Origin of the sequence: Klebsiella sp. BIGb0149, assembly GCF_004362605.1 — a bacterium.
Lineage (GTDB): Bacteria > Pseudomonadota > Gammaproteobacteria > Enterobacterales > Enterobacteriaceae > Klebsiella > Klebsiella terrigena.
Genome location: NZ_SNYG01000007.1, coordinates 226132 through 247965 on the forward strand (window position 1 = coordinate 226132; position 21834 = coordinate 247965).

The 21834-nt window shown below is 58.7% G+C and carries 20 protein-coding genes and 1 pseudogene; 14 read left to right on the forward strand and 7 right to left on the reverse strand.

Annotated elements, in window-relative coordinates; all coding sequences use genetic code 11:
• Window positions 1–128 precede the first annotated feature (128 nt).
• The 5 genes and pseudogenes from EDF75_RS22365 (at window position 129) to EDF75_RS22385 (ending at window position 7791) form a co-directional block, all read left to right on the forward strand.
• Window positions 129–536, forward strand: coding sequence for a YgiW/YdeI family stress tolerance OB fold protein (locus EDF75_RS22365; RefSeq protein WP_041147267.1), 408 nt, complete (start codon window positions 129–131; stop codon window positions 534–536).
• 147 nt (window positions 537–683) lie between these two features.
• Window positions 684–2942 (forward strand): DNA topoisomerase IV subunit A, encoded by a 2259-nt coding sequence (parC, locus tag EDF75_RS22370; RefSeq protein WP_133600911.1) that lies wholly within the window; start codon window positions 684–686, stop codon window positions 2940–2942.
• Between the two features lie 270 nt (window positions 2943–3212).
• Window positions 3213–3950, forward strand: coding sequence for a 1-acylglycerol-3-phosphate O-acyltransferase (plsC, locus tag EDF75_RS22375; protein ID WP_041147265.1), 738 nt, complete (start codon window positions 3213–3215; stop codon window positions 3948–3950).
• 83 nt (window positions 3951–4033) lie between these two features.
• Entirely contained in the window at window positions 4034–5446 is a 1413-nt protein-coding gene (ftsP, locus tag EDF75_RS22380) for a cell division protein FtsP (protein WP_133600912.1), read from the forward strand.
• Window positions 5447–5479: 33 nt separating this feature from the next.
• Window positions 5480–7791, forward strand: a pseudogene (locus EDF75_RS22385) (YgiQ family radical SAM protein).
• Window positions 7792–7874: 83 nt separating this feature from the next.
• Here the strand turns inward: EDF75_RS22385 and dkgA are convergent.
• On the reverse strand, window positions 7875–8702 hold the full coding sequence (gene dkgA / locus EDF75_RS22390) for a 2,5-didehydrogluconate reductase DkgA (RefSeq protein ID WP_133600914.1): 828 nt from the start codon (window positions 8700–8702) through the stop codon (window positions 7875–7877).
• Between the two features lie 145 nt (window positions 8703–8847).
• The gene (yqhD, locus tag EDF75_RS22395) at window positions 8848–10011 is read right to left on the reverse strand and encodes an alcohol dehydrogenase (protein ID WP_133600915.1); all 1164 of its coding nucleotides are present in this window, start codon (window positions 10009–10011) and stop codon (window positions 8848–8850) included.
• 196 nt (window positions 10012–10207) lie between these two features.
• Between yqhD and EDF75_RS22400 the strand changes: the two genes are divergently transcribed.
• From EDF75_RS22400 to EDF75_RS22415, 4 genes are all read left to right on the forward strand, one after another.
• On the forward strand, window positions 10208–11107 hold the full coding sequence (locus EDF75_RS22400; protein WP_123708851.1) for an AraC family transcriptional regulator: 900 nt from the start codon (window positions 10208–10210) through the stop codon (window positions 11105–11107).
• 324 nt (window positions 11108–11431) lie between these two features.
• Window positions 11432–12178, forward strand: coding sequence for a molybdate ABC transporter substrate-binding protein (modA, locus tag EDF75_RS22405; protein WP_133600916.1), 747 nt, complete (start codon window positions 11432–11434; stop codon window positions 12176–12178).
• A 6-nt stretch (window positions 12179–12184) separates the two neighbouring features.
• The gene (locus EDF75_RS22410; RefSeq protein WP_133600917.1) at window positions 12185–12997 is read left to right on the forward strand and encodes an ABC transporter permease; all 813 of its coding nucleotides are present in this window, start codon (window positions 12185–12187) and stop codon (window positions 12995–12997) included.
• Complete coding sequence (locus EDF75_RS22415) at window positions 12984–13607, forward strand: ABC transporter ATP-binding protein (protein WP_133600918.1); 624 nt, start codon at window positions 12984–12986, stop codon at window positions 13605–13607. Before EDF75_RS22410 ends, EDF75_RS22415 begins: the two co-directional genes overlap by 14 nt.
• Window positions 13608–13636: 29 nt before the next feature.
• On the opposite strand, the gene yghB is transcribed toward EDF75_RS22415, so the two are convergent.
• Both yghB and metC read right to left on the reverse strand, forming a co-directional pair.
• Window positions 13637–14296 carry a DedA family general envelope maintenance protein YghB gene (yghB, locus tag EDF75_RS22420; RefSeq protein WP_045856877.1) on the reverse strand — a complete coding sequence of 220 codons (660 nt, stop codon included), beginning with the start codon at window positions 14294–14296 and terminating at the stop codon, window positions 13637–13639.
• A gap of 130 nt (window positions 14297–14426) precedes the next feature.
• On the reverse strand, window positions 14427–15614 hold the full coding sequence (gene metC, locus EDF75_RS22425) for a cystathionine beta-lyase (RefSeq protein WP_095099509.1): 1188 nt from the start codon (window positions 15612–15614) through the stop codon (window positions 14427–14429).
• Window positions 15615–15862: 248 nt separating this feature from the next.
• Here metC and exbB point away from each other — a divergent pair, with 248 nt between their 5' ends.
• The 3 genes from exbB (at window position 15863) to EDF75_RS22440 (ending at window position 17662) form a co-directional block, all read left to right on the forward strand.
• Window positions 15863–16594, forward strand: coding sequence for a tol-pal system-associated acyl-CoA thioesterase (gene exbB, locus EDF75_RS22430; protein ID WP_133600919.1), 732 nt, complete (start codon window positions 15863–15865; stop codon window positions 16592–16594).
• Window positions 16595–16600: 6 nt separating this feature from the next.
• Window positions 16601–17026, forward strand: a complete 426-nt coding sequence (exbD, locus tag EDF75_RS22435; protein WP_045856883.1) for a TonB system transport protein ExbD — start codon at window positions 16601–16603, stop codon at window positions 17024–17026.
• Between the two features lie 141 nt (window positions 17027–17167).
• Entirely contained in the window at window positions 17168–17662 is a 495-nt protein-coding gene (locus EDF75_RS22440) for a TIGR00645 family protein (RefSeq protein WP_041147753.1), read from the forward strand.
• A gap of 41 nt (window positions 17663–17703) precedes the next feature.
• Here the strand turns inward: EDF75_RS22440 and mgrA are convergent, their stop codons facing one another.
• On the reverse strand, window positions 17704–18744 hold the full coding sequence (gene mgrA, locus EDF75_RS22445; protein WP_133600920.1) for an L-glyceraldehyde 3-phosphate reductase: 1041 nt from the start codon (window positions 18742–18744) through the stop codon (window positions 17704–17706).
• Between the two features lie 147 nt (window positions 18745–18891).
• Between mgrA and yghX the strand changes: the two genes are divergently transcribed.
• Both yghX and EDF75_RS22455 read left to right on the forward strand, forming a co-directional pair.
• On the forward strand, window positions 18892–19779 hold the full coding sequence (yghX, locus tag EDF75_RS22450) for a YghX family hydrolase (protein WP_133600921.1): 888 nt from the start codon (window positions 18892–18894) through the stop codon (window positions 19777–19779).
• Between the two features lie 79 nt (window positions 19780–19858).
• Window positions 19859–20146, forward strand: coding sequence for a DUF2623 family protein (locus EDF75_RS22455; RefSeq protein WP_133600922.1), 288 nt, complete (start codon window positions 19859–19861; stop codon window positions 20144–20146).
• A gap of 34 nt (window positions 20147–20180) precedes the next feature.
• On the opposite strand, the gene yghU is transcribed toward EDF75_RS22455, so the two are convergent.
• Window positions 20181–21047, reverse strand: a complete 867-nt coding sequence (gene yghU / locus EDF75_RS22460; RefSeq protein ID WP_133600923.1) for a glutathione-dependent disulfide-bond oxidoreductase — start codon at window positions 21045–21047, stop codon at window positions 20181–20183.
• Between the two features lie 145 nt (window positions 21048–21192).
• Window positions 21193–21753, reverse strand: a complete 561-nt coding sequence (locus EDF75_RS22465) for a DsbA family protein (protein WP_041147254.1) — start codon at window positions 21751–21753, stop codon at window positions 21193–21195.
• Window positions 21754–21834: the final 81 nt, after the last annotated feature.

The following is a 21834-nucleotide window of genomic DNA, read 5'->3' on the forward strand; positions in this document are numbered from 1 at the left end:
ATGTACGCGCAGTAAAACGCGTTGCGGCGCCCTCTGTACAGCAATAAAATTTCTTTTTTCCGCTTAAGAAGTTGTTAAGTTTTGCCAGGCCTAATGGTGACGATATCAACACAAAGGGAGAACACATCATGAAGAAAATCGCCGCAATTACCGCAATCGTTGCTTTAGTTTCTATGCCGGTGCTGGCCGCCGAGCAGGGTGGTTTTTCCGGCCCTGGCGCCGCGCAAACCAGCCAGACAACCGCGCAAAAAGGCGGCTTTGTGGGCCCGAACGGCAGCGTGACGACGGTGGAGAATGCCAAATCCCTGCGTGACGACACCTGGGTGACCCTGCGCGGTAAAATTGTTGAGCGCATCTCCGACGATCTTTATAAATTCCAGGATGCCTCCGGGACGGTGAATGTCGATATTGACCACAAGCGCTGGAATGGCGTCACCGTGACCCCGAAGGATACGGTGGAAATTCAGGGTGAGGTCGATAAGGACTGGAACTCGGTGGAAATCGACGTGAAGCAGATAAGCAAAGTCGCCCCGTAAAGCCTCTGAGCGGGCCGCCGCCGCCGCTCCGCGTAGCAGAATCCTCAACCGGTCTAACGCCCTGTGACTCAGGGCGTTAGATAGGGTATTATCGCGGGTAGTTTTGCCGTCCGAACGGTCGGTACCCAGATTGAGGATTCACGATTAATGAGCGATATGGCAGAGCGCCTTGCGCTGCATGAATTTACGGAAAACGCCTACCTGAACTATTCCATGTACGTCATCATGGACAGGGCGTTGCCGTTCATTGGCGATGGCCTGAAACCGGTCCAGCGGCGCATCGTTTATGCGATGTCCGAACTGGGTCTGAACGCCACCGCTAAATTCAAAAAATCCGCGCGCACCGTCGGCGACGTGCTGGGTAAATATCACCCGCACGGCGATAGCGCCTGCTATGAGGCGATGGTGCTGATGGCGCAGCCGTTCTCTTACCGCTACCCGCTGGTGGACGGTCAGGGCAACTGGGGCGCCCCGGACGATCCCAAATCCTTCGCCGCGATGCGTTATACCGAATCCCGCCTGTCAAAGTATGCGGAGCTGCTGCTGGGCGAGCTGGGTCAGGGAACCGTTGACTGGGTGCCTAACTTTGACGGTACGATGCAGGAGCCGAAAATGCTGCCTGCGCGTTTGCCGAATATTCTGCTCAACGGCACCACCGGTATCGCCGTGGGGATGGCCACAGATATTCCGCCGCACAACCTGCGCGAAGTGGCCAAAGCGGCCATCACCCTGATTGAAAAGCCGCAGACCTCGCTCGACGAACTGCTGGATATCGTTCACGGGCCGGACTACCCCACCGAAGCTGAAATCATTACCCCGCGCGCCGAGATCCGCAAAATCTATCAGAACGGTCGCGGTTCGGTTCGCATGCGTGCGGTGTGGAAAAAAGAGGACGGCGCGGTGGTGATTAGCGCCCTGCCGCATCAGGTTTCCGGCGCCCGCGTGCTGGAACAAATCGCCGCCCAGATGCGCAATAAAAAGCTGCCGATGGTTGACGATCTGCGCGACGAGTCGGATCACGAAAACCCGACCCGCCTGGTTATCGTCCCGCGCTCCAATCGCGTGGATATGGATCAGGTCATGAACCATCTGTTCGCGACCACCGATCTCGAAAAAAGCTACCGCATCAACCTGAATATGATTGGCCTGGACAACCGTCCGGCGGTCAAAAACCTGCTGGAGATCCTGACGGAGTGGCTCACCTTCCGTCGCGATACCGTCCGTCGCCGCCTGAACTATCGTCTGGAGAAGGTGCTCAAGCGCCTGCACATCCTCGAAGGTTTGCTGGTTGCGTTCCTCAACATCGATGAAGTTATCGAAATCATCCGCCACGAAGATGAGCCCAAGCCAGCGCTGATGTCGCGCTTTGGCATCAGCGAAACGCAGGCGGAAGCAATCCTCGAACTGAAGCTGCGCCATCTCGCCAAGCTGGAAGAGATGAAAATTCGCGGCGAGCAGGGCGAGCTGGAAAAAGAGCGCGATAGTCTGCAGGCTATTCTGGCGTCCGAGCGCAAGATGAATAACCTGCTGAAGAAAGAGCTGCAGGCCGACGCCGACGCGTTTGGCGATGACCGCCGTTCGCCGCTGCGCGAGCGTGAAGAAGCTAAGGCGATGAGCGAGCACGATATGCTGCCGTCCGAACCGGTGACCATCGTGCTGTCGCAAATGGGCTGGGTGCGCAGCGCCAAAGGTCATGACATTGACGCTCAGGGGCTAAGCTATAAAGCCGGCGACAGCTGGAAAGCCTCGTCGAAGGGCAAGAGCAATCAGCCGGTGGTGTTTATTGATACCACCGGGCGCAGCTACGCCATCGATCCGATTACCCTGCCGTCGGCCCGCGGCCAGGGCGAGCCGATTACCGGCAAGCTCACGCTGCCGCCGGGTGCCAGCGTCGAACATATGCTGATGGAAGGCGACGACCAGAAGCTGCTGATGGCCTCCGACGCCGGCTACGGCTTTGTCTGCACCTTCAACGACCTCGTCGCGCGCAACCGCGCCGGTAAGGCGCTGATCTCGCTGCCGGAAAATGCGCGGGTGATGCCGCCGCTGGTCATTGAGGACGAGTCCGACATGCTGCTGGCCATCACCTCTGCCGGGCGCATGCTGATGTTCCCGGTCAGCGATCTGCCGCAGCTGTCGAAAGGCAAAGGCAATAAAATCATCAATATTCCGTCTGCGGATGCCGCTTCCGGGCAGGATGGCCTGGCGCACCTGTTCGTGCTGCCGCCGCAGAGTACGCTGACGATCCACGTCGGCAAACGGAAGATCAAGCTGCGTCCGGAAGAGCTGCAAAAAGTCACCGGCGAGCGCGGTCGCCGCGGTTCGCTGATGCGCGGGCTGCAGAAAATCGATCGCGTGGACGTTGATTCGCCTCATCGCGCCTCGGCGGGCGATAGCGAAGAGTAATACGGGCACCCGCCTCCACAGGGAGGAGGGTGTTAACATTTGCCGCCAAATCGTTGTTTATTCGGCCGTTGCGATTAACAATAGACGCAAAATCATTCAAGATATGCCGGGGTAGTCAGTCGCTCCCGGCGTCTTCAACGGGCGAATAACGAATCTGTATCCTGATTAATACCAGCGGCGGTCCGCAAGGGCCGGACAGGGCAGCCTGCGCGCAAGCAGCCTGCGGTATAACGGGTATTATTCTCGGCGGTTTGGGTTTTAGAGGTAGCTATGCTATTTATTTTTCGACTAATTATCGTTGTTATTTACTGTATCTTTGTCTGCATATTTGGCTGTATTTACTGCTTGTTCAGCCCGCGTAACCCGAAACACGTGGCGACCTTTGGTCATCTTTTTGGTCGACTCTCTCCGGTATTCGGCCTGAAGGTGGAAACGCGCAAGCCCGCCGGTGCGGAAAGCTACGGCAACGCGATATACATCGCTAATCACCAGAACAACTATGATATGGTGACGGCGGCAAACATCGTGCAGCCGCCTACCGTCACCGTGGGTAAAAAGAGCCTGCTGTGGGTGCCGTTCTTTGGCCTGCTGTACTGGCTGACGGGAAACCTGCTGATCGACCGTAATAACCGGACCAAGGCGCACGGAACCATCGCCCAGGTGGTGGATACGTTTAAAAAACGCAAAATATCTTTTTGGATGTTCCCGGAAGGAACGCGCAGCCGCGGCCGCGGCCTGCTGCCGTTTAAAACCGGCGCTTTTCACGCGGCTATCGCCGCTGGCGTGCCGATTATTCCGGTATGCGTTTCTAATACATCGAATAAAATTAAGCTCAATCGCCTGAATAACGGCCTGGTGATTGTTGAAATGCTGCCGCCGGTTGATACCAGCGGGTTTGGTAAAGACGGCGTGCGCGCGCTGGCGAAACACTGCCGCGAGCTGATGGCAGCGAAGATTGAAGAGCTGGATCGCGAAGTGGCTGAACGTGAAGCCGCGGGTAAGCAATAAACAGGAAACGCCGCGGTAACGCGAGCCGGTGCTAGCGGGAAACGAATTCCCTTTCTGATTTGTCAGTATTTCATGGAGTTAATATGTCACTCAGTCGGCGTCAGTTTATTAAGGTTTCAGGCGTAGCGCTGTGCGCGGGCGCCGCGCCGCTGAACGCACATGCCGCCGGCCAACAGCCAGCACTGCCGGTTCCTCCGCTGCTCGAGTCCCGCCGCGGCCAGCCGCTGTTTTTAACCCTGCAGCGCGCGCACTGGTCATTTACGCCGGGCACCCGCGCGTCGGTGTGGGGCGTGAACGGCCGCTATCTTGGGCCGACCATTCGCGTCTGGAACGGCGATGACGTTAAGCTGATTTACAGCAACCGGCTGACTGAAAACGTCGCCATGACCATCCGCGGCCTGCAGGTTCCCGGCCCGCTGATCGGCGGCGCGGCGCGCATGATGTCGCCGAACGCCGACTGGGCGCCGGTGCTGCCTATCCGCCAGAGCGCCTCCACCCTGTGGTACCAGGCGAATACGCCAAACCATATGGCCCAGCAGGTCTACAACGGCCTGGCGGGGATGTGGCTGGTGGAGGACGAGATCAGCAAAAACCTTCCCATTCCTAACCACTACGGCGTGGATGATTTTCCGATCATTATTCAGGATAAGCGGCTGGATAACTTCGGTACGCCTGAATACAGCGAGCCGGGCAGCGGCGGCTTCGTCGGCGATACGCTGCTGGTGAATGGCGTACAGGGCCCGTACGTGGAGGTTTCACGCGGCTGGGTGCGTCTGCGCCTGCTGAACGCCTCTAACTCCCGCCGCTACCAGCTGCAAATGAGCGACGGTCGACTGCTGCACGTTATCTCCGGCGATCAGGGATTTCTGCCGGCGCCGGTCTCGCTGAAGCAGCTCTCTCTGGCTCCCGGCGAGCGGCGTGAGATCCTGGTGGATATGACCAACGGCGATGAGGTGTCGATTACCTGCGGCGAGGCGGCGAGCATCGTCGATCGCATTCGCGGTTTCTTCGAGCCCTCGAGCATCCTGATTTCGACGCTGCTGTTAACCCTGCGCCCAACGGGCCTGCTGCCGCTGGTTACCGACAGCCTGCCGGTGCGCCTGCTGCCGACGGAGATTTTGACCGGGACGCCGATCCGCAGCCGCGACATCTCGCTCGGCGACGATCCGGGAATTAACGGCCAGCTATGGGATCCGCAGCGCATTGATATTACCGCCCAGCAGGGCACCTGGGAGCGCTGGACGGTACGCGCCGACCGGCCGCAGTCGTTCCATATCGAAGGGGTGATGTTCCAGGTGCGCAACGTCAACGGTTCCACGCCGTTCCCGGAAGACCGCGGCTGGAAAGATACCGTCTGGATCGACGGGCAGGTGGAGCTGCTGGTGTACTACACGCAGCCGTCGTGGTCGCATTTCCCGTTCCAGTTCCTTAGCCAGACCCTGGAGCTCGCCGACCGCGGCTCGATTGGCCAGATCCTGGTTAACCCGGCGCCGTAACGCCCGCAACCCTAACCGGACAACGGTTAGGGTATGAGAAAATCCCCCTTCATTTCCTGCGTCAATCCGGCTTATAATCGCCGCCCTTTGGTTATTTTTTTATCATTTTTTTCCCGGAAGCAATATGAGCGCAATATCCCTGATCCAACCGGATCGTGACCTATTTTCCTGGCCGCAGTACTGGGCCGCCTGTTTTGGCCCCGCGCCGTTTTTACCCATGTCACGCGAAGAGATGGATCAACTTGGCTGGGATAGCTGCGACATCATTCTGGTAACCGGCGATGCGTACGTCGATCACCCAAGCTTCGGCATGGCTATCTGCGGCCGCATGCTGGAGGCGCAGGGGTTCCGCGTTGGGATTATTTCCCAACCGGACTGGAACAATAAAGATGACTTTATGCGCCTCGGTAAACCGAACCTGTTCTTCGGCGTCACCGCCGGCAACATGGACTCGATGATCAACCGCTACACCGCCGACCGCAAGCTGCGCCATGACGACGCCTATACCGCAGGCAACGTCGCCGGCAAGCGTCCGGATCGCGCCACCCTGGTCTATACCCAGCGCTGCAAAGAGGCGTGGAAAGACGTCCCGGTTATTCTCGGCGGCATTGAGGCCAGCCTGCGTCGTACCGCGCACTATGACTACTGGTCCGATACCGTGCGCCGCTCGGTACTGGTTGATTCCAAGGCCGATATGCTGATGTTCGGCAACGGTGAGCGCCCGCTGGTAGAAGTGGCGCACCGTCTGGCAGCAGGCGAGCCGATCGCCAGGATCCGCGACGTGCGCAACACCGCTATCATGGTGAAAGAAGCCCTGCCGGGCTGGAGCGGCGTCGACTCTACCCGTCTCGATACGCCGGGTAAAATCGATCCGATCCCGCATCCGTACGGCGAAGATCTGCCGTGCGCGGATAACAAAACCGTTGAGCCGGCAAAGCAGGAGGTGAAACAGGTCACCGTTCAGCCGCCGCGCCCGAAGCCGTGGGAAAAAACCTACGTTCTGCTGCCGTCCTTTGAGAAGGTCAAAGGGGATAAGGTGCTGTACGCCCACGCGTCGCGCATTCTCCACCATGAAACCAACCCGGGCTGCGCGCGCGCGCTGATGCAAAAGCACGGCGAGCGCTATATTTGGGTTAACCCGCCGGCCATTCCGCTGTCGACGGAGGAGATGGACAGCGTGTTTGCACTGCCGTACAAGCGCGTTCCGCACCCGGCGTACGGCGATAGCCGCATCCCGGCATATGAGATGATCCGCTTCTCTATCAACATTATGCGCGGCTGCTTTGGCGGCTGTTCCTTCTGTTCGATAACCGAGCACGAAGGGCGCATTATCCAGAGCCGTTCCGAAGACTCGATCATTAACGAAATCGAAGCGATTCGCGACACGGTCCCGGGCTTCACCGGGGTCATTTCCGACCTCGGCGGCCCAACGGCCAATATGTATATGCTGCGCTGCAAGTCGCCGCGCGCGGAGCAGACCTGTCGTCGCCTGTCGTGCGTTTATCCGGACATCTGCCCGCATATGGATACCAACCACGAGCCGACGATTAATCTCTACCGCCGCGCCCGCGATCTGAAAGGTATCAAGAAAATCCTCATTGCCTCCGGCGTGCGTTACGACATTGCCGTTGAGGATCCGCGCTATATCAAAGAGCTGGCGACCCACCACGTGGGCGGCTACCTGAAGATTGCCCCTGAGCATACTGAGGAAGGCCCGCTGTCGAAGATGATGAAGCCGGGAATGGGCAGCTACGATCGCTTCAAAGAGCTGTTCGATAGCTACTCAAAACAGGCGGGTAAAGAGCAATATCTGATCCCGTACTTTATCTCCGCGCATCCGGGCACCCGCGATGAAGATATGGTGAACCTGGCGCTGTGGCTGAAGAAAAACCGTTTCCGTCTGGATCAGGTGCAGAACTTCTATCCGTCGCCGCTGGCTAACTCAACCACCATGTATTACACCGGCAAGAACCCGCTGGGCAAGATTGGCTATAAAAGCGAAGACGTGGTGGTACCGAAAGGGGATAAGCAGCGCCGCCTGCATAAAGCGCTGCTGCGCTACCACGATCCGGCAAACTGGGCCCTGATCCGCCAGGCATTGGAGGCGATGGGTAAAAAGCACCTGATCGGCTCACGCCGCGACTGCCTGGTGCCTGCGCCAACGCTGGACGAGATGCGTGAAGCGCGTCGCCAGAATCGCCATACCCGCCCGGCCTTGACCAAGCATACGCCGGTTGAGCATCAGCGGCAGACGCCGGCCAGCGGAGCGAAAAAACGCGTTCGCTCTGCGTCCCGCTAAAATGAAGTGCCCCGGCAGCGCAAGGCTGGCCGGGGAGATGGAATAAAGGGATGAGGTCGCCCGGAGCGGGCGGCCGCTGCGCCACCTTCCGGGATAACCGAAAAACCGCTCTGCGGTCAGGAAGAAAGGTTAGCCGCCAAACTGGTCAGGGTCTGGCCCGAGGCGCTTGTTGATATCCAGCTTCGCCATTGCTCCCAGTTCGTCTTTATCAAGACGGAAGTCCCAGACGTTAAAGTTCTCCACGATACGCGAAGGGGTCACCGATTTAGGGATCACCACCAGGCCGTTATCGAGATGCCAGCGGATGACAATCTGCGCCGGCGTTTTGCCGTACTTATCGGCCAGCTCGCGGACGATTTTCTGATCGAATACGCCTTCGCCGCCCTGAGCCAGCGGGCTCCAGGATTCGGTCTGGATTTTGTGTGTCGCGTTCCAGGCGTGCAGCTGGCGCTGCTGGAGCAGGGGATGGAGCTCTACCTGATTAATCACCGGCACGACGCCGGTTTCATCAAGCAGCCGCTGCAGGTGGTGGACCTGGAAATTACAGACGCCGATGCTTTTGGCCAGCCCCTGTTTTTGGAGCTCAATCATGCCCTTCCAGGCTTCAACAAAATGGTCGATCGCCGGAACCGGCCAGTGCATTAAATACAGATCGACGTAGTCGAGCTGCAGCTTGCTCAGGCTCTCCTGCAGGGCTTCATGCGGACGTTTTTGATCGTCGTTCCATAGCTTGGTGGTGATAAACAGCTCATCGCGAGGGACGTCAGCCTGGCTCAGCGCGCTGCCGACGCCGGCTTCGTTTTGGTATGCGGCGGCGGTGTCAAAAGAGCGATAACCGACTTCCAGCGCCTTGTGAATGGCGGAGACGACCTCCTCGTTGCCTGCTTTCCACACGCCGAGGCCCAGCTGTGGCATCAGGTTGCCGTCGTGCAGTTTTATCACGGTTGGATGTGTCATGCCTTCCTCCTGTTAATGAAACTTAGCGGGGTACATTTCGCTAAGGGGTAGCATTAAGTCTGGACGAAATAGCTAAAAACGGTAGTTAAACTCCTCTCCTTCGCATCCGATGACCCGAAGGAGAGGGCGTATCAGCAGGGGAGAATTAGCGTGCAGCCTCGTAAATACGGCGGCTGACGTCGAGAGTGATATCCTGGTTTTCACCGAGCTGAGTCATACCGTGCTCTTCCAGTTTAGCCAACAGCGCCGGGATAGAGCTACCGTCAAGACCGTAGCCGCTCAGGCGAGTCGGTACGCCGAGCTGCTCGAAGAAATTGCGCGTTGCGGCGATGGCCGCGTCGATACGCTCATCTTCATAACCTTCGGTGATATTCCACACGCGGGCGGCGTACTGCAGCAGCTTAGCGCGTTTGGTATCACGTTTTTCATTCCACAGCACCGGCAGAACGATGGCCAGGGTCTGGGCATGGTCAAGGCCGTGCATGGCGGTCAGCTCATGTCCCAGCATATGCGTTGCCCAGTCCTGCGGCACGCCGGCGCCGATCAGGCCGTTTAACGCCTGGGTCGCGGCCCACATAATGTTGGCGCGAACGTCGTAGTTTTCCGGCTCTTGCAGCGCTTTCGGGCCATCTTCGATCAGGGTCAGCAGAATGCCTTCGGCAAAGCGGTCCTGGATTTTGCCATCAACCGGGTAGGTCACGTACTGCTCAACGGTATGGACAAATGCGTCAACCACGCCGTTAGCAACCTGACGCGGCGGCAGGGTGTAGGTGTAAACCGGATCGAGGATCGCAAACACCGGCTGCACGTGGGAAGACATAAAGGCGCGCTTGTCGCCGGTGGTTTTACGCGACACGACGGCGCCTTTATTGGACTCGGAGCCGGTCGCCGGCAGCGTCAGCACGGAGCCCATCGGGATGGCGCTTTTGACGTTTTTACCGTAGGTTTCGAGGATTTCCCACGGATCGACGCTTTCATCATAGTGCGCGGCGGCGGCGATAAACTTCGTCCCGTCGAGCACGGAGCCGCCGCCGACGGCCAGCAGGAAGGTGATCTGCTGTTCACGGGCAATTTTGACCGCGTTCATCAGCGTTTCGTAGGACGGATTCGGTTCAATACCGCCGAATTCCAGCACCTCAAAATCGCTGAGCGCGCTCAGGGCCTGATCCAGGACGCCGGTTTTTTTCACGCTGCCGCCGCCGTAGGTGACCAGAATGCGGGCCCCTGCCGGGATCTGATCGCGCAGGTTTTCGATGGCACCTTTACCAAACAGGATACGGGTTGGGGTATACAGATCGAAATTATTCATTGCTCATCACCTCAATAAGAGAAAACTGCCGGCGGAGAAGATATCCCGGCCAGATGACGAACATTGTGGTCCCGTCATCCGTTCCCCTCAATGCACATTCCTGCCGATGTCTTGCCCATTTCTCCGTGGGGCTGGAGAAAAGGCAGCGGAGTGCGCACAATAGAGAGGTGGAAAAACGACTGGAGAGTCACCGTAAATGAAGCGTGCCCAGATATGTCAGCTGCTAACGGAAAAGGTTAACAAGCTGAAAGATAACGAAGAAAACCTCAGCGAGCTGCTGCCTGATATTCGGTTATTGTACGGCACGCAGCCGGGGACGCGCACGCCGGTGATGTACCAGCCGGGCATCGTTTTTCTCTTTTCCGGTCATAAAATTGGTTACATAAATGAACGGACTTTTCGTTACGACACCAACGAATATCTGCTGCTGACGGTGCCGCTGCCGTTTGAGTGTGAAACCTTCGCGACGCCGGAGGTTCCGCTGGCGGGGCTGCGACTGAACGTGGATATTCTGCAGCTGCAGGAGCTGCTGATGGATATTGGCGAGGATGAGCGCTTCCAGCCGGCGGTGGCGTCGAGCGGGATTAACTCGGCGGCGCTCTCTGAGGAGATTTTGTGCGCCGCTGAACGGCTGCTGGACGTGATGGAGCGGCCGCTGGATGCGCGCATCCTGGGCAAGCAGATTATTCGCGAGATGCTCTACTACGTGCTGACCGGGCCGTGCGGCGGGGCGCTGCTGGCTCTGGTGAGTCGGCAAACGCACTTCAGCCTGATTAGCCGCGTCCTCAAGCGTATTGAAAGCCAGTACACCGAGAACCTGAGCGTCGATCAGCTGGCGGCGGAGGCCAACATGAGCGTCTCGGCGTTTCATCACAATTTTAAATCGGTCACCAGCACCTCGCCGCTGCAGTATCTGAAAAGCTATCGCCTGCATAAGGCGCGGATGCTGATGATCCACGACGGGATGAAGGCCAGCGCGGCGGCGATGCGCGTGGGCTACGAAAGCGCGTCGCAGTTCAGCCGGGAGTTTAAGCGCTATTTTGGCATGACGCCGGGCGAAGATGCGGCGCGGATCAGAACGATTCAGGGGATGTAACAGGAAACGCACGCTTCGGGAAGGCGCGCCGGCGTGAAGCCGGTTCCGGCCACGGCTGGTTTTATTTGTTTCCTGCCGCCGGCGACGCAAATTTCTTCCCTTTTTTAACCCCTGCGCTCTGTTTTTAACCTCTCTTTTGATTTTGGCCAACTCCCTGGTCGGTATATATCTGCTTATATAGCGAATGATTTTTGCCCAGCCGCTCGTCCGAGCCGGGGAATGTCATCGGCAGGCGCTTAGGCGCCGTAGTGCGCCAGCGTTTGGCGGATAACGCCATGCAACCGTTAATCAATTGACGCTATCAATACGCAGGGAAAATGGGATATGAAAATAACAAAGTGGATCGTTATCGCTCTGGCGGCGCTCGGTAGCCAGCTCGCTTTTGCCGCTGAGCTGCATCTGTACGCGGGGGCCGGACTGCGCGCCCCGGTCGATCAAATTGTCGCCAGATATGAAAAAGAGAGTGGCAATACGGTGCTCGTCGAGTATGGCGGCTCCGGCCAGATCCTGACGCGTTATCAGCTTACGCAGCAGGGCGATCTTTTCCTCCCCGGTTCGGCCGACTACGTCGAAAAACTCCGGCTGCAGGGGAAAGTGGAGGCCGCCTTCCCCCTCGTGCACCACACCCCGGTAATGGCCGTGCGCAAAGATAAGGCGGCGGGCATCGACTCCTATGCCGCGCTGGCCGATAGCTCGCTGAAAATTGGCATGGGCGATCCCCAAAGCATCGCGTTAGGCAAAAGCGGCGAGAAGCTGCTGGAGGCCACGGGATATGGCGAAGCGCTGCGTCAGAAGGTGGTGGTTCGCACCGCGACGATCAAACAGCTGGTGCTCTATTTGCTGAACGGCGACGTTGACGCCGCGGTTATCGGCAGAACGGATGCGGTCAAAAACCAGCAGCAGCTGGTTCTGCTGCCGGTGCCGGCGAATACGCCAGATGAGGTGGCAACGCTGGCGGTGCTGCGGACCAGTCAGCACCCCGAGGAGGCCCGTCAGCTGGCGAACGCTTTTACCTCCGCGCAGGGGATAAAAACGTTTACCGACCTCGGCTATCTGCCGCTGGCAAAGTAAACCAGGATGGCTAATCGTCAGGTGAGTTCTCTGGCCGGGCTGATGTTTGCGCCGCTCTGTCTGCTGCTGACGCTGGTTGTCGGCTCGCTGCTGTCGCTGGTATTCGAACTGGACTTTGCCACCCTCATGCAGGTCTTGCAGGAGCCGGAGCTGCACTTTGCCATCGCCATGTCGGTGGGCACCGCCTTACTCTCGCTTCTGTTGGCGCTGCTGATCGGGATACCTGCCGCGTGGGTGATGGCGAGAACCGCCTTCCGTGGGAAAGGTATTATCGACGCGCTGCTGGATATTCCGCTGGTGACGCCGCCGCTGATCGTCGGCATTGGGCTGCTGCTGCTGCTGGGTCAGCGCGGGCCGCTGAGCGGTATATTTCCGCAGCTCTCCGCGCTGCTCTTCTCTCCGCTGGGCGTGATTATCGCCCAGACCTACGTTGCCAGCGCGATAGTGGTTCGGGCGGCGAGCGCCGCGTTCTCATCGCTCGATCCGGCATTCATCGCCACGGCGCATAACCTTGGGCTGACGCCAGTCCGCACGCTGCTGCTGGTTGAAATCCCGCTGTGCTGGCCCTCCCTGCTGAGCGGCGGCGTGCTGGCGCTGGCCAGGGCGCTGGGGGAGTTTGGTGCGACCCTCATGCTGGCAGGGGCGATCCGCTTTAAAACGGAAACCCTGCCCATGGCGGTGTACCTGAATATTGCCAGCGGTGATTTTTCACTGGCGATCGGCTGCTCGCTGCTGCTGATTGCGCTGGCAGGGCTGCTGCTGGTGATTCTGCACCGGATCCAACGACTCTATAAAGAGAGAGAGTATGCTGCGCGTTGAAGATGTCACCACACGGATTTTGCAGGGGATAAGCTTCCGCGTGCCAGAGGGAAGCTGCGTGGCGATCGCCGGGCCGTCCGGGAGCGGCAAGACCACCATGCTGAACGCGATTGCCGGAGCGATCCCTTATCAGGGAACAATTTATCTTGCCGGCCAGCGCCTTGACGACCTGCCGCCCTGGCAAAGGCCGTGCCGCTATCTCAACCAGCGTCTTTACCTTTTTCCTTACCTGACAGTTCGCGGTAACCTCGCGCTGGCGCAGTACGCGGCGGGCCTTCCACGGCTCAAAAAGGAGCAGACGGATCTGCTGGAAGAGATGGGCATCGCTCACCTGGCGGAGCGCTATCCGCGGCAGATTTCCGGTGGGGAGCAGCAGCGGGCGGCGCTCTCGAGGGCGCTGATCTCCCGCCCCAGGCTGCTGCTGCTGGACGAGCCTTTCTCAAGTCTCGATCGCGGGACCCGTGTCCGGCTATGGGAAGTGGTGCGTTCCCTGCGGCGCCATGCGGTGACGGTGGTGCTGGTGACGCACGAGCCGGAAGAAGCGGCGGCGCTGGCGGACAGACAGCTGACGTTACTCAACGGCAGGCTGGTTTCCGAGGGGGGAGAATAAGGGAGGGCTCCTCCCTTATTGATGCTTTATTACGCGCTGCAGAACTTTTTCTTAATGACCACCACCAGCGTACCCAGCAGGCCGGCAACCAGCAGAGCGATAGGCAGGATCATCAGGCAGGTCATCACCTGATCTTCGTGGCGCTTGACGAAAGGGATCATGCTGAGCGCATATCCGAGCCCGGTGACCACGCCGACCCACAGCAGCGCGCTGAGCCAGTTGAAGAACTGGAAGCGGCGGTTGGAGAGCCCGGAAATACCGGCCATGGTTGGCAGCAGGGTGCGGACGAAGGCCAGGAAGCGTCCGGCCAGCAGGGCCAGCAGCCCGTGCTTATCGAACATGCAGGTCGCACGCTGATGATATTTTTGCGGTAGATGGGAAAGCCAGCCCTTAACGGTCTCGGTATTGCCGAGCCAGCGCCCCTGAATATAGCTCAGCCAGCAGCCGAGGCTGGCCGCCGCCGTCAGAATGGCGAGGGTGGGCACAAAGTCCATGACGCCTTTTGCAATCAGCGCGCCGGCGAGCAGCAGCAGGCTGTCCCCGGGTAAAAACGAGGCCGGCAGCAGACCGTTCTCGAGAAACAGGGTCGCGAACATGACCAGATATACAACGCCCACAACGTGAGGGTTCGCCAATGCGGCAAAATCATGTTGCCAGAGCGCGGCGACAATCTCTTGAATAACAACCATGGACTTTCCTAAGTGGTACCGTATTTTTGACTAGTGTACTCCTGAAGAGCCCCGAACACCTTGATCCCGGGCGCAACAAAAGCGGCCGCCTCTAGCAGAACGTCCGCAATTATTGCCACTGGCCGTCACTTTACACGATACGCGCGAAGCCCGCCGCTAAATCCGCCAGCAGATCGTCAACATTTTCTAAACCGATATGGACGCGAATCAGCGTGCCGCTGAAATCGACTTCCGCCTCGGGGCGGATGGCGGCGATGTGCTCCGGCTGGTTAGCCAGGATCAGCGATTCGAAACCGCCCCAGGAGTAGGCCATGCTGAACAGGCTGAAGTTGTCCAGATAAGCGGACAGCTCGGCGTCGTTCAGCCGCTTGTTGAGAATAAACGAGAACAGGCCGCTGCTGCCGGTAAAGTCGCGCTTCCAGAACTCATGTCCTTTGCTGCCCGGCAGCGCGGGATGGTTGACCCGCGCCACCTGCGGGTGCTGCGCCAGCCATTCGGCGATGCGCAGGCTGCTCTCGTGGTGCTGACGCAGGCGCACGCCGAGGGTGCGCAGGCCGCGGCTGGTCATATAGGCGGTATCCGCGTCGAGCATCTGCCCCATCAGATAGGCGTTCTCACGCAGCTGGTCCCAGCAGCGCGCGTTGGCAACCGCGGTGCCGACCATCGCATCGGAGTGGCCAATCAGGTATTTGGTGCCGGCCTGAATCGAGATATCGACGCCGAAATCCAGCGCCCTGAACAGCACGCCTGCCGCCCAGGTGTTGTCGATCATGATGATTGCCTCCGGGGCAACGCTGCGCACGGCCGCGACGATCGCCGGAACGTCGTGGACCTCCATGGTGATTGAACCCGGAGATTCGAGAAACACCACGCGGGTATTCGGCTGGACCAGACGGGCGATATCGGCGCCAATCAGCGGATCGAACCAGCCGGTGCTCACGCCGAGTCTGGCAAGCACTTTGGTACTAAAATCCTGGCTCGGCTCATAGGCGGTATTGGTCATCAGAACGTGGTCGCCCTGCTCAACAAACGCCAGAATCGTATTGGCCACCGCCGCCGCGCCGCAGGGGAACAGGGCGCAGCCGGCGCCGCCTTCCAGCTCGCACATGGCTTCCTGCAGCGAGAAGTGGGTCAGCGTGCCGCGGCGGCCGTAAAACAGCTCGCCCTTCGCCCGGTTGCGGGTGGCGTGCTTTTTATCTTCGACGGTGTCGAACACCAGCGATGAAGCGCGCTGAATCACGCTGTTTACCGATCCTAAAGTATATTTTTTACTGCGCCCGGCGTGGACCAGAGCGGTATCAAGATGTTTGTCAGCCATGTTTTTGCCTGTTTTTATACGTCTGGACGTCTAAACTAGCATGAATACCCGGACCTGTACCGGCTAACGACGGATACAGGCAAAAATTTTACCAAATCCCCCAGCGGCCGCTTTTTTACTGCGTAAGCGCAAGGAAAATAAACGTGATTTGCTGCACAGTGTAAATACTAATGAGAACCACTATCAATTCGATGCCGTTTTGATATTATTATGCTCAGATTTTGTGATTTACGTCCTGGAGACTCAGAGTGGGTAATAATTTGATGCAGGCGGATCTTTCCGTTTGGGGTATGTATCATCATGCCGATATTGTCGTTAAGGTCGTGATGATCGGCCTGATTCTGGCGTCGATAGTCACATGGGCTATCTTCTTCGGCAAGGGTGCGGAAATCCTCTCCAGCAAGCGCCGCCTCAAGCGCGAACAGCAGCTTCTCGGCGAAGCGCGCTCCCTCGATCAGGCCAGCGATATCGCCAACGCTTTCCATCCTAAAAGCCTCAGCACGCAGCTTATCAACGAAGCGCAGAACGAGCTTGAGCTGTCGGCAGGCGTCGAAGATAACGAAGGCATTAAAGAGCGTACCGGTTTCCGCCTTGAGCGCCGCGTGGCGTTTGTCGGCCGTTATATGGGCCGTGGAAACGGCTATCTGGCGACTATCGGCGCCATCTCCCCGTTCGTCGGCCTGTTTGGTACCGTCTGGGGCATCATGAACAGCTTTATCGGCATCGCCCAGACTCAGACCACCAACCTCGCGGTTGTCGCACCGGGCATCGCGGAAGCGCTGCTGGCAACGGCAATCGGCCTGTTTGCCGCTATCCCGGCGGTGGTTATCTATAACATCTTCGCCCGTATGATCGGCAGCTACAAAGCCACCCTCGGCGACGTCGCCGCCCAGGTATTGCTGCTGCAGAGCCGCGATCTGGACCTCAGCGCCAGCGGCACTGCGCCGGTGCGTACCGCGCAGAAATTACGAGTAGGTTGATGCTTTATGGCGATGCATTTTAACGAAAACCTCGATGATAACGGCGAAATGCACGATATTAACGTGACGCCGTTTATCGACGTCATGCTCGTGCTGCTGATTATCTTTATGGTGGCCGCCCCGCTGGCGACGGTTGATGTGAAGGTCAACCTGCCCGCCTCCTCCAGCCAGCCGCAGCCGCGTCCGGAAAAGCCGATCTATCTGTCGGTGAAGGCGGATAAAGCCATGTTCCTCGGCAACGATCCGGTCACCGAAGAGAACATGATCGGCGCGCTGGATACGCTGACTGAAGGTAAGAAAGACACCACCGTCTTCTTCCGCGCGGATAAAACCGTGGACTATGAGACGATGATGAAGGTCATGGATACCCTGCACCAGGCGGGCTATCTGAAGATTGGTCTGGTGGGCGAAGAGACCGTTAAAGCGCAGTAGCCCTCACCGACATCTCCCCAGGAGGCTGGCCTTGTGCCGGCCTTTTTTATTTCTGCCGATCCGCGGCGCTGACCGGATGTTGCAATCACGCTGGCGGCTTGCGATATAATGCCGATCGTTTTTTTTAACTTACAGGGTCTTATGGAACGCTTTCTGGAAAATGCCATGTACGCCTCACGCTGGCTGCTGGCACCGGTTTATTTTGGTCTCTCTCTGGGACTGGTGGCGCTGTCGATAAAATTTTTTCAGGAGATCCTCCACATCCTGCCGCATATCTTCAGCGTAGGGGAGTCGGACCTGATCCTGACCCTGCTGTCGCTGGTGGATATGACGCTGGTCGGCGGCCTGCTGGTGATGGTGATGTTCTCGGGTTATGAAAACTTTGTCTCTCAGCTGGATATCAACGAGGGCAAAGAGAAGCTCAGCTGGCTGGGAAAAATGGATGCCACTTCGCTGAAAAACAAGGTTGCGGCCTCCATCGTTGCGATCTCCTCGATCCACCTGCTGCGGGTGTTTATGGATGCCAAAAACGTACCGGACAATAAGCTGATGTGGTACGTCATTATCCACCTGACCTTCGTGCTGTCGGCGTTTGTGATGGGCTATCTCGATCGCCTGACCAAAGTGAAGCACTAGCTCCTGTCTGCCCGGCCGCGTTTAGCCGCCGGGCCAGCGATTTACTTGTCCGACGAAGCCTGCCACAAATTTAGCTGACCATCCGCCACGTGCTGGTCGATCTGCGCCAGCTCTTCGGCGCTGAAGGTCAGGTTTTCCAGCGCCTTTACGTTCTCCTCCAGCTGCTGCGGACGGCTGGCGCCAATCAGTACCGAGGTCACCCGGCTATCCTTCAGCAGCCAGCTCAGCGCCATTTGCGCCATGCTCTGACCGCGGCCGTGCGCCATCTCCTGCAGCAGGCGCAGGCTTCGGACGTTTGGCTCGCTGAGCATCGTTTCCGTCAGGCCGCGATCCCGCTTCCCTTCATAGAACATTCGCGAACCTTCCGGGATCTGCTGGAGATACTTGCCGGTCAGCAGGCCCTGCGCCAGCGGCGTAAAGGCGATGCAGCCGACGCCGTTCTCCTCCAGCGTATCCAGCAGCCCGCTGCTATCGACCCAGCGGTTAAGCAGGTTATAGGAGGGCTGATGGATCAGCAGCGGAATTTTCCACTCGCGCAGGAGCGCCGCCATCTGCTGGGTGCGTTCCGGCGAATAGGAGGAGATGCCAACGTACAGCGCCTTGCCGCTCTGCACCGCCTGCGCCAGCGCTGCGGCGGTCTCCTCCATCGGCGTGTTCTCATCAACGCGATGAGAATAGAAAATATCGACGTAATCCAGCCCCATGCGCTGCAGGCTTTGGTCGAGGCTGGCCAGCAGATATTTACGCGAACTGCCGGAACCATAGGGCCCCGGCCACATGGAATATCCGGCTTTGGTCGAAACAATGAGTTCGTCGCGGTGGGCGGCAAACTCCTCGCGCAGCAGGCGGCCAAAGTTTTCCTCGGCGCTGCCGGGCGGCGGCCCGTAGTTATTGGCCAGGTCAAAATGGGTAATGCCCAAATCGAAGGCCTTGCGAAGCAGGGCGCGCTGGTCATCCAGCGCGTTACCGTGGCTAAAGTTGTGCCACAGGCCCAGCGACAGCGCGGGCAGCTGCAGGCCGCTTTTGCCGCAGTAGCGATACTGCATCCGATCGTAGCGACCAGGGTTAGCGAACCAGGACATGATCTCTCCTTTTTTATTTAAAACGACGTTCTACTTTAGACGCTAAGTCGCCGATGAGGCGTTTGCTGGATCACACTGCGCGAGATTTCTGGCGTCCCGGCGAGCTTATGCTTTGCTTAAAGGGCCTTCACCTACGGAGAACACGCGATGACGCGACTGACCGCCAAAGATTTCCCGCAGCAGCTGCTCGAGTACTACGACTACTATGCCCACGGCAAAATCAGCAAACGTGAGTTTCTCCAGCTGGCGGGGAAATATGCCGTCGGCGGAATGACCGCGCTGGCGCTGTTTAACCTGCTGAAACCCAACTATGCCCTGGCGGAGCAGGTGGCGTTTACCGACCCGGATATCCGCCCGGAGTATATTCACTATCCCTCTCCCGACGGGCATGGCGAAGTGCGCGCATACCTGGTGACGCCGACGAAGATAGCCGACAAAGCCGCGGCGGTGGTGGTGGTGCATGAGAACCGCGGCCTCAATCCCTATATTGAAGACGTTGCCCGACGGGTGGCGAAGGCGGGCTATATCGCCCTGGCGCCGGACGGCCTGAGCTCCGTCGGCGGCTATCCCGGCAATGATGATGAGGGGCGAGAGCTGCAGCAGAAAGTCGATCCCGTGAAGCTGATGAACGACTTTTTTGCCGCGGTGGCGTTTATGGCGAAGCATCCGCAGGCGACGGGGAAAGTCGGCATCACCGGCTTTTGCTACGGCGGGGGCGTCAGCAACGCCGCCGCGGTGGCGATCCCGGAGCTGGCCTGCGCGGTGCCGTTCTACGGCCGGCAGCCGCCGCTCAACGAAGTCGCCAGGATTCAGGCGCCGCTGCTGCTGCACTACGCCGGCCTCGATAGCGGCATCAACCAGGGCTGGCCGGCCTATGAAGAGGCGCTGAAAGCGCAGCATAAGGTCTATGAGGCCTATATTTATCAGGGGGTTAATCACGGGTTTCATAATGACTCCACGCCGCGCTATGACCGGGAAGCGGCGGAGCTGGCGTGGCAGAGAACCCTGGCCTGGTTTGAGAAGTATTTGCGCTAGCGCGATCGGCTGAAATAGCGCTACCCCTTGCTTAAAAAATCGCTATATAATTTTGTATATAACGATTGAGGGGAACGCGATGGATAACCATTTTGGTAAAGGTTTAATGGCCGGTCTGCAGGCGGCTCAGGCCGACAGCGCCAGCGGTGCCGCAAATTTTTGTACCGACTATAAGCGCGGGTTTGTGCTCGGCTATTCTCAGCGGATGTTTGAAAAAACCGGCGACCGCCAGCTTAGCGCGTGGGAGGCCGGGATCCTGACCCGCCGCTACGGTCTGGACAGGAACATGATTATGGATTTCTTTAAGGAGGGGAGCTCCTGCACCGCGATGCGCTACTTTATGGCGGGATACCGCCTGGAGCGCTAATAGCCGAAGGCCGAAGCCTTCGGCTGGGATGGCCTTATGCCTGGCGCTTGTCTTCGGTTTGGCTATCGAAGTCGCTGGCGCTATGGCGCTCGTGGAGCTGCTCGTTTAGCGGACCGTTGGTGCGGTTAACGATCCGCCCGCGCTGAACCGCCGGACGGCTGCCTACCTCCTGTGCCCAGCGCAGAACGTTTTTATAGCTGCCGGCGTCGAGGAATTCGGCGGCGTTATAGACGCCACCGAGCACCACGTTGCCGTACCACGGCCAGATAGCCATATCGGCGATGGTGTACTCTTCTCCGGCGACGTAGCGGTTGTCGGCGAGCCGCTTATCCAGCACGTCGAGCTGACGCTTGGCTTCCATGGTGAAGCGGTCGATGGCGTACTCGATTTTCACCGGCGCGTAGTTGAAGAAGTGGCCAAAGCCGCCGCCGAGGAACGGCGCCGCGCCCTGCAGCCAGAACAGCCAGTTCAGCGTTTCGGTGCGCCCGGCCGGATCTTTGGGCAGGAAGAAACCGAACTTCTCCGCGAGATAAAGCAGGATGCTGCCGGACTCAAACACGCGCGTTGGCGGGGTGGTTGAGCGATCGCTCAGCGCCGGGATTTTTGAGTTCGGGTTCACCGCAACGAAGCCGCTTGAGAACTGATCGCCTTCGCCGATCCGAATCAGCCAGGCATCATACTCCGCATCGCTCACGCCCAGCGCCAGCAGCTCTTCCAGCAGGATCGTCACCTTCTGGCCGTTAGGCGTTCCCAGGGAGTAAAGCTGAAGCGGATGCGAGCCGACCGGCAGCTCTTGCTCATGCGTTGCGCCGGAGACAGGACGGTTGATGTTGGCGAACGCGCCGCCGTTGTTCTGCTTCCATTCCCACACTTTCGGGGGTTGGTAGTTATTCTCTGACATGCTGGTCTGCCTTTGTAGTGAGGTGTTCAGGGAGTGTAGCAGGTGGCGTATTAAGGATTTAACAGTGTGAGGCTTATTCACCCGCTGGCGATATTCCCGGACGGCTTCCCCGGCCGCGTTACGCTCGCCGGAGCAGCGCCCTAAATCAGGCCATTATCCGCGCGGCCCAGACGCTGATATCGTCGCCGCTGCCGAGATCCGCCTGCACCAGCCCGTTGACCATAAAGGTCGGCGACACGTGGATACCGTTCTGGCGCGCATATTTGCTGTGCCATTTGATCTCCGCCTGCAGCTCAGGGCGGGCGAACGCCGCGGAAAGCAGAACGTGGCTGTAGCGCTCGATACGCTCAACGATTTGCTGCGGAGTGGCGTTCATATTCGGCCCGCTGCAGTGATCGGTAAATTCGAACTCTTCGCGATGGTCGGCCACGGCTTTTAGCACCTTATGCGCCTGCTCTCTGCCGTGCGGCAGGGTGGAGGCCGCCAGAATACAGCGCACGATGACCCCCGAGAACATGTGCCAGGGCTGGGACTGCAGGCGAATTTTAATGGTCACGTTATCCGCGCCAACCTCGTCCAGCAGGTCGTCGAGCTTATTGAATGCGCGTACCGAATAGGGGCAGGTTGGCTCCAGGAAAACCTCGAAGGTACGCGGGCCATGTCCCCAGACCAGCGGTTGCGCTTGCAGATGCGGTTGTGTGCTCATAATCAACTCCTGACGTTAATTCGCGATTTGTTGTTATATCTCAGATAAACGATATCACTTTTGCCCTGCGGCGCAGGGTTA

What these genes read in the sequence shown, in the direction of transcription:
- EDF75_RS22365 (WP_041147267.1), top strand. Translation starts at nt 129, where the DNA reads ATGAAGAAAATCGCCGCAATTACCGCAATCGTTGCTTTAGTTTCTATG.
- parC (WP_133600911.1), top strand. Translation starts at nt 684, where the DNA reads ATGAGCGATATGGCAGAGCGCCTTGCGCTGCATGAATTTACGGAAAAC.
- plsC (WP_041147265.1), top strand. Translation starts at nt 3,213, where the DNA reads ATGCTATTTATTTTTCGACTAATTATCGTTGTTATTTACTGTATCTTT.
- ftsP (WP_133600912.1), top strand. Translation starts at nt 4,034, where the DNA reads ATGTCACTCAGTCGGCGTCAGTTTATTAAGGTTTCAGGCGTAGCGCTG.
- dkgA (WP_133600914.1), bottom strand. Translation starts at nt 8,702, where the DNA reads ATGACACATCCAACCGTGATAAAACTGCACGACGGCAACCTGATGCCA.
- yqhD (WP_133600915.1), bottom strand. Translation starts at nt 10,011, where the DNA reads ATGAATAATTTCGATCTGTATACCCCAACCCGTATCCTGTTTGGTAAA.
- EDF75_RS22400 (WP_123708851.1), top strand. Translation starts at nt 10,208, where the DNA reads ATGAAGCGTGCCCAGATATGTCAGCTGCTAACGGAAAAGGTTAACAAG.
- modA (WP_133600916.1), top strand. Translation starts at nt 11,432, where the DNA reads ATGAAAATAACAAAGTGGATCGTTATCGCTCTGGCGGCGCTCGGTAGC.
- EDF75_RS22410 (WP_133600917.1), top strand. Translation starts at nt 12,185, where the DNA reads ATGGCTAATCGTCAGGTGAGTTCTCTGGCCGGGCTGATGTTTGCGCCG.
- EDF75_RS22415 (WP_133600918.1), top strand. Translation starts at nt 12,984, where the DNA reads ATGCTGCGCGTTGAAGATGTCACCACACGGATTTTGCAGGGGATAAGC.
- yghB (WP_045856877.1), bottom strand. Translation starts at nt 14,296, where the DNA reads ATGGTTGTTATTCAAGAGATTGTCGCCGCGCTCTGGCAACATGATTTT.
- metC (WP_095099509.1), bottom strand. Translation starts at nt 15,614, where the DNA reads ATGGCTGACAAACATCTTGATACCGCTCTGGTCCACGCCGGGCGCAGT.
- exbD (WP_045856883.1), top strand. Translation starts at nt 16,601, where the DNA reads ATGGCGATGCATTTTAACGAAAACCTCGATGATAACGGCGAAATGCAC.
- EDF75_RS22440 (WP_041147753.1), top strand. Translation starts at nt 17,168, where the DNA reads ATGGAACGCTTTCTGGAAAATGCCATGTACGCCTCACGCTGGCTGCTG.
- mgrA (WP_133600920.1), bottom strand. Translation starts at nt 18,744, where the DNA reads ATGTCCTGGTTCGCTAACCCTGGTCGCTACGATCGGATGCAGTATCGC.
- yghX (WP_133600921.1), top strand. Translation starts at nt 18,892, where the DNA reads ATGACGCGACTGACCGCCAAAGATTTCCCGCAGCAGCTGCTCGAGTAC.
- EDF75_RS22455 (WP_133600922.1), top strand. Translation starts at nt 19,859, where the DNA reads ATGGATAACCATTTTGGTAAAGGTTTAATGGCCGGTCTGCAGGCGGCT.
- yghU (WP_133600923.1), bottom strand. Translation starts at nt 21,047, where the DNA reads ATGTCAGAGAATAACTACCAACCCCCGAAAGTGTGGGAATGGAAGCAG.
- EDF75_RS22465 (WP_041147254.1), bottom strand. Translation starts at nt 21,753, where the DNA reads ATGAGCACACAACCGCATCTGCAAGCGCAACCGCTGGTCTGGGGACAT.